General features: G+C 34.9%; 17 protein-coding genes. 6 read left to right on the forward strand and 11 right to left on the reverse strand.

Features of this window, described 5'->3' with window-relative positions; translation table 11 throughout:
* The first annotated feature begins 11 nt into the window (after window positions 1-11).
* Window positions 12-1,757 (forward strand): BatD family protein, encoded by a 1,746-nt coding sequence (locus FJV36_RS01945; protein ID WP_158730347.1) that lies wholly within the window; start codon window positions 12-14, stop codon window positions 1,755-1,757.
* Window positions 1,758-1,822: 65 nt separating this feature from the next.
* Window positions 1,823-2,566, forward strand: coding sequence for a tetratricopeptide repeat protein (locus FJV36_RS01950; RefSeq protein WP_158730346.1), 744 nt, complete (start codon window positions 1,823-1,825; stop codon window positions 2,564-2,566).
* Between the two features lies 1 nt (window position 2,567).
* Here the strand turns inward: FJV36_RS01950 and FJV36_RS01955 are convergent, their stop codons facing one another.
* The gene (locus tag FJV36_RS01955; protein WP_158730345.1) at window positions 2,568-3,080 is read right to left on the reverse strand and encodes a CvpA family protein; all 513 of its coding nucleotides are present in this window, start codon (window positions 3,078-3,080) and stop codon (window positions 2,568-2,570) included.
* A gap of 148 nt (window positions 3,081-3,228) precedes the next feature.
* On the opposite strand from FJV36_RS01955, the gene FJV36_RS01960 reads away from it, so the two are divergent.
* The 3 genes from FJV36_RS01960 (at window position 3,229) to FJV36_RS01970 (ending at window position 5,182) form a co-directional block, all read left to right on the forward strand.
* Window positions 3,229-3,585: a hypothetical protein gene (locus FJV36_RS01960; RefSeq protein WP_086453259.1), complete on the forward strand. Its 357-nt coding sequence runs from the start codon at window positions 3,229-3,231 to the stop codon at window positions 3,583-3,585.
* A gap of 101 nt (window positions 3,586-3,686) precedes the next feature.
* Entirely contained in the window at window positions 3,687-4,706 is a 1,020-nt protein-coding gene (gene pheS, locus FJV36_RS01965) for a phenylalanine--tRNA ligase subunit alpha (RefSeq protein ID WP_086453260.1), read from the forward strand.
* 68 nt (window positions 4,707-4,774) lie between these two features.
* Window positions 4,775-5,182 carry a hypothetical protein gene (locus FJV36_RS01970; protein ID WP_158730344.1) on the forward strand — a complete coding sequence of 136 codons (408 nt, stop codon included), beginning with the start codon at window positions 4,775-4,777 and terminating at the stop codon, window positions 5,180-5,182.
* Between the two features lie 202 nt (window positions 5,183-5,384).
* Here FJV36_RS01970 and FJV36_RS01975 read toward each other — a convergent pair whose 3' ends face one another.
* The 4 genes from FJV36_RS01975 to FJV36_RS01990 all read right to left on the reverse strand — a co-directional run bounded on the left by FJV36_RS01975 (window position 5,385) and on the right by FJV36_RS01990 (window position 8,962).
* Window positions 5,385-5,597, reverse strand: coding sequence for a hypothetical protein (locus tag FJV36_RS01975; protein WP_158730343.1), 213 nt, complete (start codon window positions 5,595-5,597; stop codon window positions 5,385-5,387).
* A gap of 35 nt (window positions 5,598-5,632) precedes the next feature.
* Window positions 5,633-6,628 carry an NAD(P)H-dependent glycerol-3-phosphate dehydrogenase gene (locus FJV36_RS01980; RefSeq protein WP_144890235.1) on the reverse strand — a complete coding sequence of 332 codons (996 nt, stop codon included), beginning with the start codon at window positions 6,626-6,628 and terminating at the stop codon, window positions 5,633-5,635.
* A gap of 295 nt (window positions 6,629-6,923) precedes the next feature.
* On the reverse strand, window positions 6,924-8,087 hold the full coding sequence (locus tag FJV36_RS01985) for an iron-containing alcohol dehydrogenase (RefSeq protein ID WP_158730342.1): 1,164 nt from the start codon (window positions 8,085-8,087) through the stop codon (window positions 6,924-6,926).
* A gap of 104 nt (window positions 8,088-8,191) precedes the next feature.
* The gene (locus FJV36_RS01990) at window positions 8,192-8,962 is read right to left on the reverse strand and encodes a type 1 glutamine amidotransferase domain-containing protein (RefSeq protein ID WP_199250934.1); all 771 of its coding nucleotides are present in this window, start codon (window positions 8,960-8,962) and stop codon (window positions 8,192-8,194) included.
* Window positions 8,963-9,048: 86 nt separating this feature from the next.
* On the opposite strand from FJV36_RS01990, the gene FJV36_RS01995 reads away from it, so the two are divergent.
* A complete protein-coding gene (locus tag FJV36_RS01995; RefSeq protein ID WP_158730341.1) occupies window positions 9,049-9,942 on the forward strand; it encodes a LysR family transcriptional regulator in 894 nt (297 codons plus the stop codon).
* Between the two features lie 2 nt (window positions 9,943-9,944).
* On the opposite strand, the gene nadD is transcribed toward FJV36_RS01995, so the two are convergent.
* The 6 genes from nadD to FJV36_RS02025 all read right to left on the reverse strand — a co-directional run bounded on the left by nadD (window position 9,945) and on the right by FJV36_RS02025 (window position 14,074).
* Complete coding sequence (gene nadD, locus FJV36_RS02000; protein ID WP_158730340.1) at window positions 9,945-10,526, reverse strand: nicotinate (nicotinamide) nucleotide adenylyltransferase; 582 nt, start codon at window positions 10,524-10,526, stop codon at window positions 9,945-9,947.
* A gap of 152 nt (window positions 10,527-10,678) precedes the next feature.
* Window positions 10,679-11,041 (reverse strand): four helix bundle protein, encoded by a 363-nt coding sequence (locus FJV36_RS02005; RefSeq protein WP_158730339.1) that lies wholly within the window; start codon window positions 11,039-11,041, stop codon window positions 10,679-10,681.
* A gap of 98 nt (window positions 11,042-11,139) precedes the next feature.
* Complete coding sequence (gmk, locus tag FJV36_RS02010; RefSeq protein ID WP_158730338.1) at window positions 11,140-11,712, reverse strand: guanylate kinase; 573 nt, start codon at window positions 11,710-11,712, stop codon at window positions 11,140-11,142.
* A gap of 84 nt (window positions 11,713-11,796) precedes the next feature.
* The gene (locus FJV36_RS02015) at window positions 11,797-12,657 is read right to left on the reverse strand and encodes a YicC/YloC family endoribonuclease (RefSeq protein WP_158730337.1); all 861 of its coding nucleotides are present in this window, start codon (window positions 12,655-12,657) and stop codon (window positions 11,797-11,799) included.
* A gap of 186 nt (window positions 12,658-12,843) precedes the next feature.
* Window positions 12,844-13,725 (reverse strand): DMT family transporter, encoded by an 882-nt coding sequence (locus FJV36_RS02020; protein ID WP_158730336.1) that lies wholly within the window; start codon window positions 13,723-13,725, stop codon window positions 12,844-12,846.
* Window positions 13,718-14,074 (reverse strand): arsenate reductase family protein, encoded by a 357-nt coding sequence (locus tag FJV36_RS02025; protein WP_158730335.1) that lies wholly within the window; start codon window positions 14,072-14,074, stop codon window positions 13,718-13,720. The genes FJV36_RS02020 and FJV36_RS02025 overlap by 8 nt, the downstream gene beginning before the upstream one ends.
* Window positions 14,075-14,114 lie beyond the last annotated feature (40 nt).

Consider the following 14,114-nt stretch of genomic DNA (forward strand, 5'->3'; position numbering starts at 1 on the left):
AGATTTTGAAAATGAAAAAATACATTGCAGCGATTGTTTTATTGGTGTGTAGCACGCTGAGCGCTCAGGTTCAGTTTGAGGCCAGAGTTAGCAAAACTACGCTAGGTTTGAATGAAAGATTGCGTATTGATTTTATGATGAATGTAGATGGCGATAACTTCGTGCAGCCATCTTTTGATGGTTTCAGAATCATTGCCGGACCTAGTCAGCAAGTGAGTCAGTCTTGGGTAAACGGGAGAAGCTCTTTTGAAAAAGCATATTCTTATTTTTTGGTGCCCAATCAAAAAGGAATTTTTGTAATCAAGTCGGCGGCTATTGAGTACAACGGGCAAATTTACAAAACAGCTCCCATAAAAATAACGGTTACAGCAGCTACAGAGCAGCCTAGAGATCCTAACGATTCTCAAATTTCTGGTGATGAAAACTTATATTTGGTTGCAGATGTTTCTAAAACAAATCCATATCTCAATGAGCCCGTTACTGTAGTGTATAAATTGTATTTTGCAAACATTGGCATTACAAATCTTGGGGAAACAAGTAAACCCAAATATAATGATTTTTGGAGTCAAAACATTGAGATAAAACAACTAGTTGCCGAAGAAGGCATTTTTAAAGGTCAAAATTTCAGGTATATTGTTCTCAAGAAAGTAATATTGTATCCTCAAAAATCGGGTAGACTTAAAATTGAGCCTCTTTCCTTAACCGTTGATGTGCAATTACCTACTAATCGTAGAGATATGTTTGGTAGAATGCTACTCACCGAAACTACAAAAAGAGTTTCGGCTGGAGCCAAAACAATAAATGTAAAACCACTACCTGAAGCAGGCAAACCAGATGATTTTACCGGTGCAGTGGGTAATTTTGATTTTAAAGTTACTCCATCAAAAACTAATTTAAAACATGGTGAAAGCCTAGATTTGGTTGTGAGCGTTACCGGAAAAGGAAATTTAAAACTATTTAGTTTGCCAAAACCCGTAGTTCCAAATGCTCTGGAAATGTATGATGCCGTTCACAGCGAAGACATTAGCACACCGCTATCTGGAATGGCAGGAAAATCAGTTGATAGTTATGCTATAGTTCCGCAATACAAAGGGAATTATCCGGTAAAACCAATGCAGTTTTCATATTTTGATTTAAGTTCTGGAACCTATAAAACCTTGCGTTCACCAGAAATCATGATACATGTACTTGATGGGCCTACGCCTGTAGATTCTACTGCTACAAAGGGTAATAAAAATAAGATTGCGACTGTAGAAAAATTTAAAAACATTAAGTCAAAGACTAATTTTGTTCCAATAAATAAGAAAGATTTTTTAGGGTCTAATACGTTTATGGGGTTGTTATTGCTTCCTTTTTTATTGATCCCGCTGATTGTATTGTTCAAAAAGAAGAAAGAAGCTATGGATGGTGATGTTGCTGGAAACAGAGTCCGCATGAATAACAGGTTAGCCAAGAAATATTTATCAGAAGCCAAGAAACAAATCAATAATAAAGAACTGTTTTATGTGGCATTAGAAAAAGCGATGCATAATTTCTTGAAAGCCAAACTAAATATTGAAACCTCAGAAATGAGTAAGGATAATATTCAAGAATTATTGTTGTCTCGTAATGCAAATCCAGAAGCGGTAAATGATTTTATTGCGCTTACTGAAAATTGTGAAATAGCGCGTTATGCACCTTCATCAAGTGTCACGATTCAACAGGATTTTGACAAAGCGGTAGTTATAATTTCAGATTTAGAAAAACAGATTTCATAATTAGAGTATTAAAATTAATTTTTAAGTAAAAAGACTTTGTGCCTCTGTGGCAAATAAATATTATAATGAGAAACATATTATATCTACTTTTATTTTCAACCCAATTTTTCTTTGCCCAAAGAGGTTTTGAGAACGGCAACGCTTTATATGCAAAAGGAAAGTATACTGAGGCTGCAGCGGCTTATGAAAGTGTTTTAAAAAACAACCAACACTCATCAGAGTTGTATTTTAATTTGGGTAATGCCTACTATAAGCTTAATCAAGTAGCGCCTGCTATTTACAATTATGAGAAAGCCCTTGTAATAAATCCAGAAAACGTTGAGGCGGCAGGGAACTTAAAATTCGCCCAAAAAAGAACCATTGATGAGTTTAAGGTGATTCCTAAAGTAGGCTTTGCAAAACTCATACAAGACTTTACGGGACAGTTTGACTATGACGTTTGGGGAAAGATTGTATTAGGTTTTTCATTTTTATTTTTCACGTTCTTTTTGGTATATTATTTTTCTCGAAAACCACTTTTAAAAAGAGTTTTCTTTACCGGAATGAGTGTAGCTTTTGTATTGCTTCTGGTTGTACTTTCGGCTGCATTTTTTGAGAAAAAGTATTATTATTCTGAACGACCGGCGATCGTTTTTGCCGAAAAAACAGATGTGAAAAAAGAACCGAGAGAAGGTGGAAAGCCATTGTTAGCAATACATGAAGGAGCCAAAGTCTACGTTTTTGAAACTATTGGGAAATGGAAAAAAATCCAACTCACAGATGGAACTTCTGGCTGGATTGAAAGTAGTGCGATTAAGGAAGTGAAGTAGATTATTCTTTACTTTTTTTCTTCAAACTGCTATACCACTCTTGTAAGGAAGGGTAGAGGTAAGCAGCAGTTTTTTGAACAGGATTGTAAAATATGGATTTATCAAGTGTTTCTTTCTTGATCAAAATATGATTGTAATTTATTTTTTCAAAAATTGAAAATACAATTCCTAAGATTAAAACGGTTTTTAATATTCTAAAAAAACCACCACCTATAGAATTGGCCCATCCCAAGAAAGCAAAACTCGCTATCCCAGTGAGGAATTTACCTAAAAATGTTACTGCTACAACAACGATTAAAAACGTAATCATAAACGCTATTACTTGGATGGTATTGGGATTCCAGTTTACAAATCCCGAAATGATTTCTTTTGTGAAAAATGAAAATTTAATTGCCAAATAGATTCCTAATACTAACGAAACTAAGGAAGCTAGTTCAACAAAAAGACCATTTTTTAAACCTTTAAACCCAGCAAAAGCTAGTAATGCACCTAATATAATATCTAGAAAACTCATAAAAACAAAAATATAGTGATTTAAATAAAGAACAAAAATAAAAGAATTGTTGACTATCAATTGCCAATTTTCAAGTTCTTATCTTTGTGCAAATAATTTTATGAGTTGTACATCAATAATTCATAATCCATCATTCAAATTTTAAACAATGTCCAGAGATATACAACTAAAAGAACGCTGGGAACAGCTGGTTCAACTACTTTCTGATCAATTTTCGCAAGGCGAGGATTTAGATCTAGATGCTATTATTTATTTAATTGGCGTGCAAGAATTAGGCAAAGTACACCAAGAATTTAAAAAAGACGAAAAACTCAATTTGATGCATATTGCCATTTGCCGTTTGTTAGAGCCGTATGGTTACTATGAATTCGAGTTTTTTGACAAAGACGGTTGGCCTCATTACAAAGTTAAAGAGCAATTGCCAGCGTTAAAGGCAGGAGAACAATCGGTTTTGATGAAAGAAGCCATTGTGAATTATTTCTTAGAACGTGAAGTAATTTCGTAGTTGACACTCACAGACACAGTTTTCAGAATGAATCTACTAGAAACTGCGACTGAAAACTGAAAACTTTTTCATAAATTTGCACTCTCAATTACGGAAGGAAAATGATAGACAAGATAAAAGAATATATCGGCGAAGCTCAAGCTTTTTCAACTCAAAATGCAACTGAATTAGAAGCGTTTCGAATTAAATTTTTAGGAAGCAAAGGTCTTTTGAAAGATTTGTTTGCTGAGTTCAAAAATGTACCAAACGATCAAAAAAAGGAGTTTGGACAAATTATGAATTTGCTGAAAACCACTGCCGAAGAAAAAGTAAAATCCATACAAGAAGCTTTAGAAAGTAAAGAAGAAAGTAAAGGGTTTTATGGTGATTTGACTCGCTCTGCTGAACCAGTTATCATCGGTTCTCGTCACCCTATTTCATTGGTTAAAAACCAAATCATAGACATTTTTTCCACCATTGGTTTTAACGTTTCTGAAGGTCCAGAAATTGAAGACGATTGGCATAATTTTACTGCATTGAACTTGCCAGAATACCATCCGGCACGTGACATGCAAGACACATTTTTCATTCAAACTAATCCTGATATTTTGTTGCGAACACACACTTCATCTGTGCAAGTGCGCTACATGGAGAACAACAAGCCGCCTATTCGTACTATTTCGCCAGGGCGCGTTTTTCGTAATGAGGCTGTTTCCTCTCGTTCCCACTGTATTTTTCATCAAGTGGAAGGGTTGTACATTGACAAAGATGTTTCTTTTGCCGACTTAAAACAAACCTTGTTGTATTTCACCAAAGAGATGTTTGGGAAATCTAAGATCCGTTTGCGTCCTTCTTATTTTCCATTTACAGAGCCAAGTGCCGAAATTGATATTTACTGGGGTTTAAAAACCGAAACAGATTATAGAATTACCAAAGGAACCGGCTGGTTAGAGATAGGTGGTTGTGGTATGGTAGATCCTAATGTATTAAAAAACTGCAACATCAATCCAGAAGAGCACACAGGTTTTGCTTTCGGAATGGGAATCGAACGGATTGCGATGTTGTTGTATCAAATAGGCGACATCCGTATGTTTTATGAAAATGACGTTCGTTTCTTAGAGCAATTTAAAGCAAGTATATAATTTAATAGTACCTAGTTTCTTGGTGTAAATGTCTAAGGACTATATGCTAGGGACTAAAAACTCAATTTATGAAAAAAGACATCATCATCCCCGAAGTAGAAAACGTTTTTTTTGCAGCAGTGCATGAATGGAGCGACGATTTTATGGAAAAAGTATGGTACGCTTATCTAGTAAACGATAGCGATTACTTGATCGAAAGTGTGATGGTTGTTTCCAAAGCCTTTGGTACAATTGATGGTGAAATGAAAAAAACATCGCTTTTGCGTCACGCTTTTATAGAAGTGCCAGCGGTATCTGTTGTCAAAGTCGAAATGATCGAAAAAAGTGTTTTAGCGCTTAATAATGAATTCATGCTTACGTTTTTCATGGATGGGAAATTGTACGATAAAAAATTCATTTTCAAAGCAAACTCCATCAATGAAACGGAAGTAGAAGAAGTGCCTATTTTATTTGTTGACGGTGTTATTGTTAGGTAATTTACTTTGTTGCAAAAAGTGTCCAAGACAAAATAAAATATAGGAATACAAAAAAAGCAGTCTCTTGACTGCTTTTTTTGTGTAAAAAATCTTTTAATAATATTTTGAATGTTTTAGCTGTGGCAAAAATCGTTGGAATACAACTCCTAAAATCAATCCCGTTTTAAGTTGGTATTTCCATCTTTCGCTCAAAATTAAAAATTTATAGGTTTTGCTTTTGTTTGGATTTCCAAGTAAAATAACCCAAAACAAATATGCCTACTAAAATATAAGCCAAGGCTTTAAAATAAAAAGCAGGAGCGGCAACTTGCGCTGCGAATGGAGTTTCTTTGATGTCAAACAATACATTGAAAACAGTCATAAATACACCCCAAATACCACCCATCTTAATTTGATATTTCCATCGTTCGCTCATAAGGTGTTTTTTTAATTTTGAATTCGGGTGTTATATTAGTCGAGTTTGTCGGTTAGTTTTTTAAATACTGCCTTCGCATCTTGACCTTCATATAAAATGCTATGTACAGCATCTATTATTGGTGTTTTGGCGCCATAAGCTTGATTGAGTTTGTAGGCACTCTTTGCTGCATAATACCCTTCAGAAACCATACTCATTTCCATCATGGCTGATTTTACGGTATATCCTTTACCTATCATATTTCCAAACATTCTATTTCTAGAAAAAACAGAGTATCCGGTCACCAATAAATCCCCTAAATAAGCGGAGTCGTTGATGTTGCGTTTCATGCGATGTACTTTTTTGATGAATTTTTTCATCTCGCGAATACCATTACTCATCAATACAGACTGAAAATTATCGCCGTACCCCAAACCGTGAGCTATTCCTGCTGCAATAGCATAAATATTTTTGAGCATAGCAGCATATTCAGTACCTATAATGTCATCTGTGATTTTAGTTTTAATGTAGTTTCCAGACAAATTTTTAGCCACCGTTTTGGCTTTATCAGGGTCGCCGCAAGCAATGGTAAGGTAGGATAGACGTTCCATAGCCACCTCTTCGGCATGACAAGGACCTGTTATGACACCAATGTTGTAATACGGAATGTCATATTTTACATGAAAATGTTCGCCTACTATGAGGCTTGTTTCTGGAACAATTCCTTTTATGGCTGAAAAAATAATTTTATCTTCTAATGAAACAGTAAGTTTTTCTAATTCTGCACCAAGAAAGGCAGATGGAATAGCAAAAATAATATAATCAGCATAGGCTATTGCCTCGTTAATATCGCTGGTAAGTTTTAATTTTTTAACGTCAAACTCAACCGAACTCAAATAGTTAGGATTGTGCTTATAGGTTTTAAGATGTTCTATTGCAGCTTCATTACGCATGTACCAAGCTATTTCGTCAAGATTTACACAAAGCATCTTGGCTATTGCTGTAGCCCAACTCCCACCACCAATTACTGCAAATTTTTTATTATCGGTCATTTTTTTCTTAATTTAATCAAAAGTACTTAAAAAAGGGTTAATGAAGCAAATTTAATTATAGTCAGTGGTATGGTGTATGCTTAGGTTTTTAAAAACTTATCATAAAGAAGTTAAATATAATTACATTTTTTCTCAATTTCGGCATACTATTTTTATTGTTATGTCGTTATAGATGATTAGTAGGCAGTGTTTTAATAATTACTTATGTTGATTGAATTAGTTAAATTTTTAAATGTTAAAGGCGTTCCCATTAAATGAGAACGCCTTTTTTATGGTATAAAAGTGTGTTTGAAGTTTAATAACTCATTTCAACAATGGCTTTTACTTTTTCTAAAGTGATGTTTTGCTTTTCGCCTAATCCTAACCAGCCTCTTTCTTTAAAGCGGTCTACTATGAAATCGGCAGTTTTATCGTATTCTTTAGTATAGTCTGACAGTTTAGTGTCCATTCCCATAGTGTGAAAAAAGGCTACTGTTTTGTTGATCGCTTCGTTTGCAATTTCATCCTCAGATCCCGTTAAATTGAAAATACGTTTTCCATATTGTGCTAATTTCCCTTTTTTGGTTTCAAACATGACGCGGTATAAATTTGGACCAACTACTGCTAACGTTCTAGCATGATCAATTCCGTACAAAGCCGTTAGCTCGTGACCAATCATGTGCGTAGCCCAATCAGATGGAACTCCTTTTTGAATTAATCCGTTCAAGGCCATGGTACAACTCCACATAAAGTTAGAAGCCAAGGCGTAATCTGATGGGTTTTCAACAACTTCAGGACCTACTTGAATTAAGGTCTGCAAAATACTTTCGGCAATACGATCTTGTAAAAATCCTTCGTGCGGATAAGTTAAATATTGTTCCAAAACGTGAGTATAAGCATCTACGACACCGTTTTGCAATTGTCTTTCTGGTAACGATTGAATGACTGTTGGATCACAAATAGAAAATTTTGGGAATAAAGCCGAACCTCCAAACGCCAATTTCTCCTGAGTAGCTTTGATAGTTACTACTGAACCTGAGTTCATCTCGCTTCCTGTTGCTGGCAAAGTAAGAACTGTTCCAAAAGGTATTACTTTAGATAAATCCTTAATCAACAATCTTTTTTGTAGAATTTCCATCGGATTTCCTTCAAAATGAACGGCTGCCGAAATAAACTTTACCCCATCAATAACAGATCCTCCACCAACGGCAAGGATAAAATCAATGTTTTGTTCTTTAATAACGTCAACAGCTTTCATCAAAGTTTCAAAATGCGGATTAGGTTCGATTCCACCAAATTCAACAATTTCAAAATCTTTAAGATTGTTGATTACCTGCTCGTGAATACCATTTTTGAAAATACTTCCACCGCCATACGCCAAAAGGATTTTTGCTCCTTGTGGCACCAGCGTGGATAGTTTTTCTATTTGTCCTTTTCCAAAAACTAAATTGGTAGGATTGTATAATTCGAAGTTTAACATGATATTTTAATTTTAAAGAGTTACCAAGGTACTAAGATTCTGAGTTTTTTAAAGCACATTTAAGCTTTGCTGACTCAGAATCGTAGTATCTTAGCGGCTTTCTCTTATTTTTTTGAATTCAATTGAGCCAATAATTTCTCAGCAACTAATTTAGACGATGCTGGATTTTGACCTGTAATTAACAAACCATCTTCTACTGCATACGGATTCCAATCTGCTACTTTAGAGTAAATAGCTCCGTTGGCTTGCAACGCATCTTCTAATAAAAAAGGAACAACTTTAGTCAATCCAACCGCTTCTTCCTCGGTGTTTGAAAAACCAGTTACTTTTTTACCTTTCACTAAAAACTCTCCATTTACTTTTACGTTTTTTAACACTGCTGGTGAGTGACAAACAAAAGCTACTGGTTTGTTATTCGTATAAAAAGACTCAATCAAAGCGCTAGAATTAGCATCAGTAGCTAAATCCCATAATGGACCGTGGCCACCCGGATAAAAAACAGCATCGTAATCAGACTCTTTCACATCGCTTAATTTGTGCGTGTTTTTTAGTTTTGCTAGCAATTCAGTATCGGCATCAAAACGTTTTGTGTCCTCTGTAGCTGCAGATGGGTCTTCACTTTTTGGGTCAATTGGAGGTTGTCCACCTTTTGGAGTAGCAATATCAATTTGAACACCTTTGTCAAGTAACTCATAATATGGAGCAGCAAATTCTTCTGTCCAAAATCCCGTTTTTTCTCCTGTGTTCCCTAGTTCGGAATGACTGGTAACAACAAATAATACTTTTTTCATCTTAGTTTTTTTTGTTTTTTGTGCCGTTGCTGATAAGCAACCCACGGTTAATACTAGTAATGCAAATAATGCGATCTTTTTCATGTTATAAATTTTTTATACAAATCTACGTCGATTATGCTATTAGTAAAAATAATTTAAATTATGTTTGTGATAAATATATTTATATCATGGTCAATCTAGAATGGTACCGCACCTTTAAATCAGTGTATAAAAACGGGAATTTTTCTACTGCTGCCAAAGAGTTGTTTATTAGTCAACCCGCTGTTAGTCAGCAAATATCCATGCTCGAAGCGCACGTGGGGTACAAGCTTTTCAATAGAAAGTCAAAAGGAGTAGAACCTACGGAATACGCTAAGTTACTCAATAATTTAATCATTGAGGCTTTAGATCGATTGGAAAATGTAGAAAATGGTTTTCGAGCCAAAGCATTCAACGCCGATCGTTTAATTTCGATAGGAATTTCGAAACATTTAATGTCTAGTTTGGGTAGCGCCTTGGTATCAAAGTTCGAGTATATTGACTTTAGTTTTTATGACAATGACACGTTGTTTGAATTGGTGAACGAAAAAAAACTTGATTTTGCGGTCGTTACCAAACAATATGACACTTTTGATACCATTCAGAAGAAAGTAGGTGAGGTCAAGCAAGTAATTGTGGGCTCGTCAGAAATTGATGCTACGCCATTAAAAGCAAGTATAAAACTAAAAGATTTTGCGGCAATTGAACATTGGTTAAACGATCAAAAATGGTACAGCCACAATGCTCAAATTCCGCATATAAAATTATTTTGGTTGCATGTCTTTAACAAAAAAAGACCATCGATGGTTCCTAATTATATAATTCCGTCTGAATATGAAATGCTCGAAATCATTTCGAAAAATACAGGAATAGGAGTAGTTTGGGATATCAATGCAAAAAAGTTACTAGCTGAAAATAAAATCCAGATGTTGTGGAACAGCAAGCAAATGCCCAGCACAGCTGTTTATGTCTTATCAGGTAAAAATGATAATTTGAGTACTATTTTTGAGAATATTCAAGTAGAGTTGAAAAAGGTTTTTTGATTTTATTTCTTATAAAAATTATTGTGATCAATATAATCCCAAACTTTTGCAGGCAACAGAGGTTGAATGTTTTTGCCTTTTTTGATGTTGTCACGTATAAAAGTTGCTGAAATCTCTACAACCGGAGCATCAATTAAGTGAATTTTTGGGTGGTTTTTAAACTCCAAATTTTCTTCTTCAGTTGAGATTCGTGGGTACACATAAACGTCATGACGTTCAAGGATTACTTCGTAGTTTTTCCATTTGTGTAACGATTTCAAATTGTCTTCTCCCATGATTAAAGAGAATTCGTAGTTATGATATTTTTCCTCTAAATGTACAAGCGTATTTACTGTATAATTAGGTTGCGGTAGTTTAAATTCAATATCCGATGGTTTGATTTTTGGAAAATCCTCAGTAGCTAGATATACCATTTGAAAACGGTGATAATCATCAAGTAGTGTGCTTTTTTTCTTCAAAGGATTGTGTGGCGTAACTACCATCCAAACTTGATCCAAATCAGAATGCTCCGCCATATGATTGGCAATGATAAGGTGCCCAACATGAATGGGATTAAAGGTTCCGAAATAAAGTCCGATTTTCATTTTTCTAGTCCTTAGTTTTTTTGTTTTTAGTCCTTAGTACCTAGTGATTAGTCCTTAGTCCTAAGTAATTAGTCCTTAGTCTTTAGTTTTTAGTTCTTAGTGTATAGTCCTTATTGTTTTTAAAAGGGGGTAAAGTGGTTATATGGTGGAAATTACTTTAAGTTTTTTGCAAAAGCATTAATCATTTTACTTTCTTCTTCAATTAAAGACATAATTTCAGTAATCAAGTTGTCATCGGTAATAAATCCTAATTCTCTAGCGATGATTAGTTGGGTTTCTATTTCGTTTAAGGAACCTCTAGCAATATTTAAAAAATGATTGAATGACTTGTCTGTTTGACGTCCAAAACCTTCTGCAATATTTGAAGGAACTGATACACTTGCTCTTTTCAACTGGCTAGTAAGAGCGTATATTTCGTCTTTTGGAAAGTCCTTTGTAAGCTTATAAACCAAAAGCACAATTTTAATTCCTTTTTGCCAAATAAGTAATTCTTTATATGATTTAACTCCACTCATAAATGATCTAAATAATTGTTTTTTTTCGAACTACAATTTACAAAAAAAACTAATGACTAGTCACTAAGTACTAATGACTAAGTACTTGGGACTAAGAACTACTCAGAAACAAAATCCTTCACCAATTGATACGCTTCCTCAAGTGCAACTGGCAAATCATAGTTTTTTATAATTACGTCAAATTGTGGCGCTGTTGCAAGTTCTACAGATGCTTTAGCAATACGCATGTTGATTTTATCGTCACTTTCGGTAGAGCGTTCCTTTAATCGTCTTTTAAGTTCATCCACGCTTGGTGGTTTTACAAAAACAGCAAGAGTTTCCTCTGGAAATTTATGCTTGATACGCAATCCGCCGGCTACATCAATATCAAAAATTACGTTTTTACCGAGTGCCCAAATGCGTTCTACTTCGCTTTTTAAAGTTCCGTAGAAATTATCGCGGTAGACTTCTTCCCATTCTACGAAGTCCTCGTTTTTAATATGCGTTTTAAAATCTTTCAATGACATAAAATAGTAATCCTTGCCACTTACTTCTTCACCACGAGCTTCGCGCGTAGCTGCTGATATGGAAAACTCTAAATTCAAGTCTTCTTGTTTTAATAAATGCCTAACTATGGTCGTTTTTCCTGATCCTGACGGTGCCGAGAATACGATTAATTTTCCTTTTTTCATCTTTATAATGATTAGTCCAGAGTTCTTGGTCCTTAGTCCTTCGTTTTTGAACACGAGGGACTAACGACTAAGTACTAATTACTTTTATAATACATTCAACACTTGTTCCTTAATTTTCTCCAATTCGTCTTTCATTTGAACGACTAATTTTTGCATTTGCGCATGATTTGATTTGGAACCCATCGTGTTGATTTCACGTCCCATTTCTTGAGTGATAAAGCCTAATTTTCTACCGTTAGCTTCTATTCCATTGATGGTTTCCAAGAAATAATCGAGGTGATTCGTCAAACGTACTTTTTCTTCGGTGATGTCTAGTTTTTCTAGGTAATAAATCAATTCTTGTTCAAATCGATTTTCATCAACATTTACTTTCAATTCGGCAATAGCGGTTTGCAAGCGATCTTTTATGGCTTGCACACGCTCTGGATCAAGCGCTAGTGCCTCAGTCATGTATTGACGAATGTTGCCAATACGCAATTGAAATTCTTTTTCAAGTGACATACCTTCATCTTTTCTAAAATTCAAGATGTTTTGCAACGCCTCTTCAATAACGGTTTGAATTTGAATCCAATCGTTTTCGTCAATTTCTTCACGTTCTATTTTCATGGCGTCGGGCATTCTAATAGCCATTTTCATCAACTCTGTTTCGTATCCTTCGTTACAAATTTCTTTAAGTTGATCCATATATGCTTTTACAATCGGTACATTGACTTTGGTAGAAGTTTGTTCAGCAGTACTTTCTATAAAAACAGAAAAATCTACTTTTCCGCGTTCGAGTTTCAGCGCAATTTGGTTGCGCAATCCCAATTCCATTTCGCGGTAAAGCGAAGGCATGCGAACATTTAAATCCAAACCTTTACTGTTCAAGGATTTTACTTCGACTGTTATTTTTTTGGTTGGTAGTTGCAAAGTCGCTTTACCAAAACCGGTCATTGATTGTATCATATCGTTTTATAAAAAGAGCTCAAAGATAAGGAAAAACTTTTTCAGTCTCAGTCTCAGTTTTTAGTGTGTAGTTTGCAGTATTTAGTCATCGTTTTCAGTTTCAGTTTTCAGCAATCAAATTCGTAACCAAATCTCATTATTGTAGACTACTTTTCATAACTGCGAACTACCACTGCTCACTGTAAACTAATTTTTTTTCATCGTCACCAAATAAACGCCAATAAAAATCAAAACTGCCGAACCAATTTTTACCAAACTCAACTCATCCTTACCTAAACTGATAGCAAAAATGGTTGCAAATAAAGGTTGTAAATAAATAAAAACGGCCACGGTTGTTGGTTTTAATTCTTTCATCGAAAGCAAATTCAACAAATACGTGAAGAAAGTCGAAAAAATCACCACAAATCCTATTTTCCATCCAATAGCCGCGGGTACTGCTATCCAATCAACAGCTTGAAATTGGCTCCAGCCAAAAGGCAAAACCATTAAAAAACCAAACAAATAAATCCATTTTACAAACGTGAAGGCATTGTATTTATCCATTAATTTCTTGACTACAATAAGATAGAATCCATACGAAATGGCATTGACCAAAACCAGGAAATTCCCCAATCCGGCATTGGTAGCAGTACCAATAGATTTGCCGTATAAAATTAAAAACGCAGTTCCTATGAGTCCTAAGATGATTCCAAAAACTTTTCGTTTCTGCATGCGTTCTTTCATGATAATGGCCGAAAGTGTCAATACAATCATAGGAGTAGACACCATAATTACCGCTGCACTAATGGGCGATGTCAAGCTTAATCCTTTAAAGAAAGTAAGCATATTAAAGGCCACGCCAAAAAAAGCAGCCGCTATAATTCGAGGAAAATCACCAATCTCAATTTTTTCCTTTGGCATAAAAAGCCAAACCAGCCAAAACAAAATCACCGAACCTCCTACACGCAGCAAAATAAACCCATACGCATCAATATATAAAGGCATAACATCCTTAGCAATGGTAAAAGTTACACCATAAATAATGGAGACCAGTGTAGCGCCAATGAGCGCAAGATTTCGTTTAGACATGGGCAAGAGCAAGATTTACTTGATGCATGTTTTGCTGGCTGTTGCCAATATAGATTTTGTCTTTGATAATAAATACCGGACGACTCAAAAACGTATAATGTTCCAAAATGTATTTCTTGTAATCGTCTTCGGTTAAGGATTTGTTTTTCAAATCCATTGATTTGTAAAGCTGTGCTTTTTTACTAAAAAGTGCTTCGTAACTGCCTGCAAGTTCGCGCATTTGTTCTAATTCTTCTAGCGTAATGGGGTCTTGTTTGATATCGTGAAATTTAAAATCATGTTCTTTAGGTAATGATTTTATAATTTTTCTGCACGTGTCGCAGGAGGCGAGATAGTATATTTTGTCCATGGGTAGCATAATTTCTTTGTGCAAAGAAAATTCATTTGAC

Origin of the sequence: Flavobacterium sp. I-STPP5a, assembly GCF_009764685.1 — a bacterium.
Taxonomy (GTDB): domain Bacteria; phylum Bacteroidota; class Bacteroidia; order Flavobacteriales; family Flavobacteriaceae; genus Flavobacterium.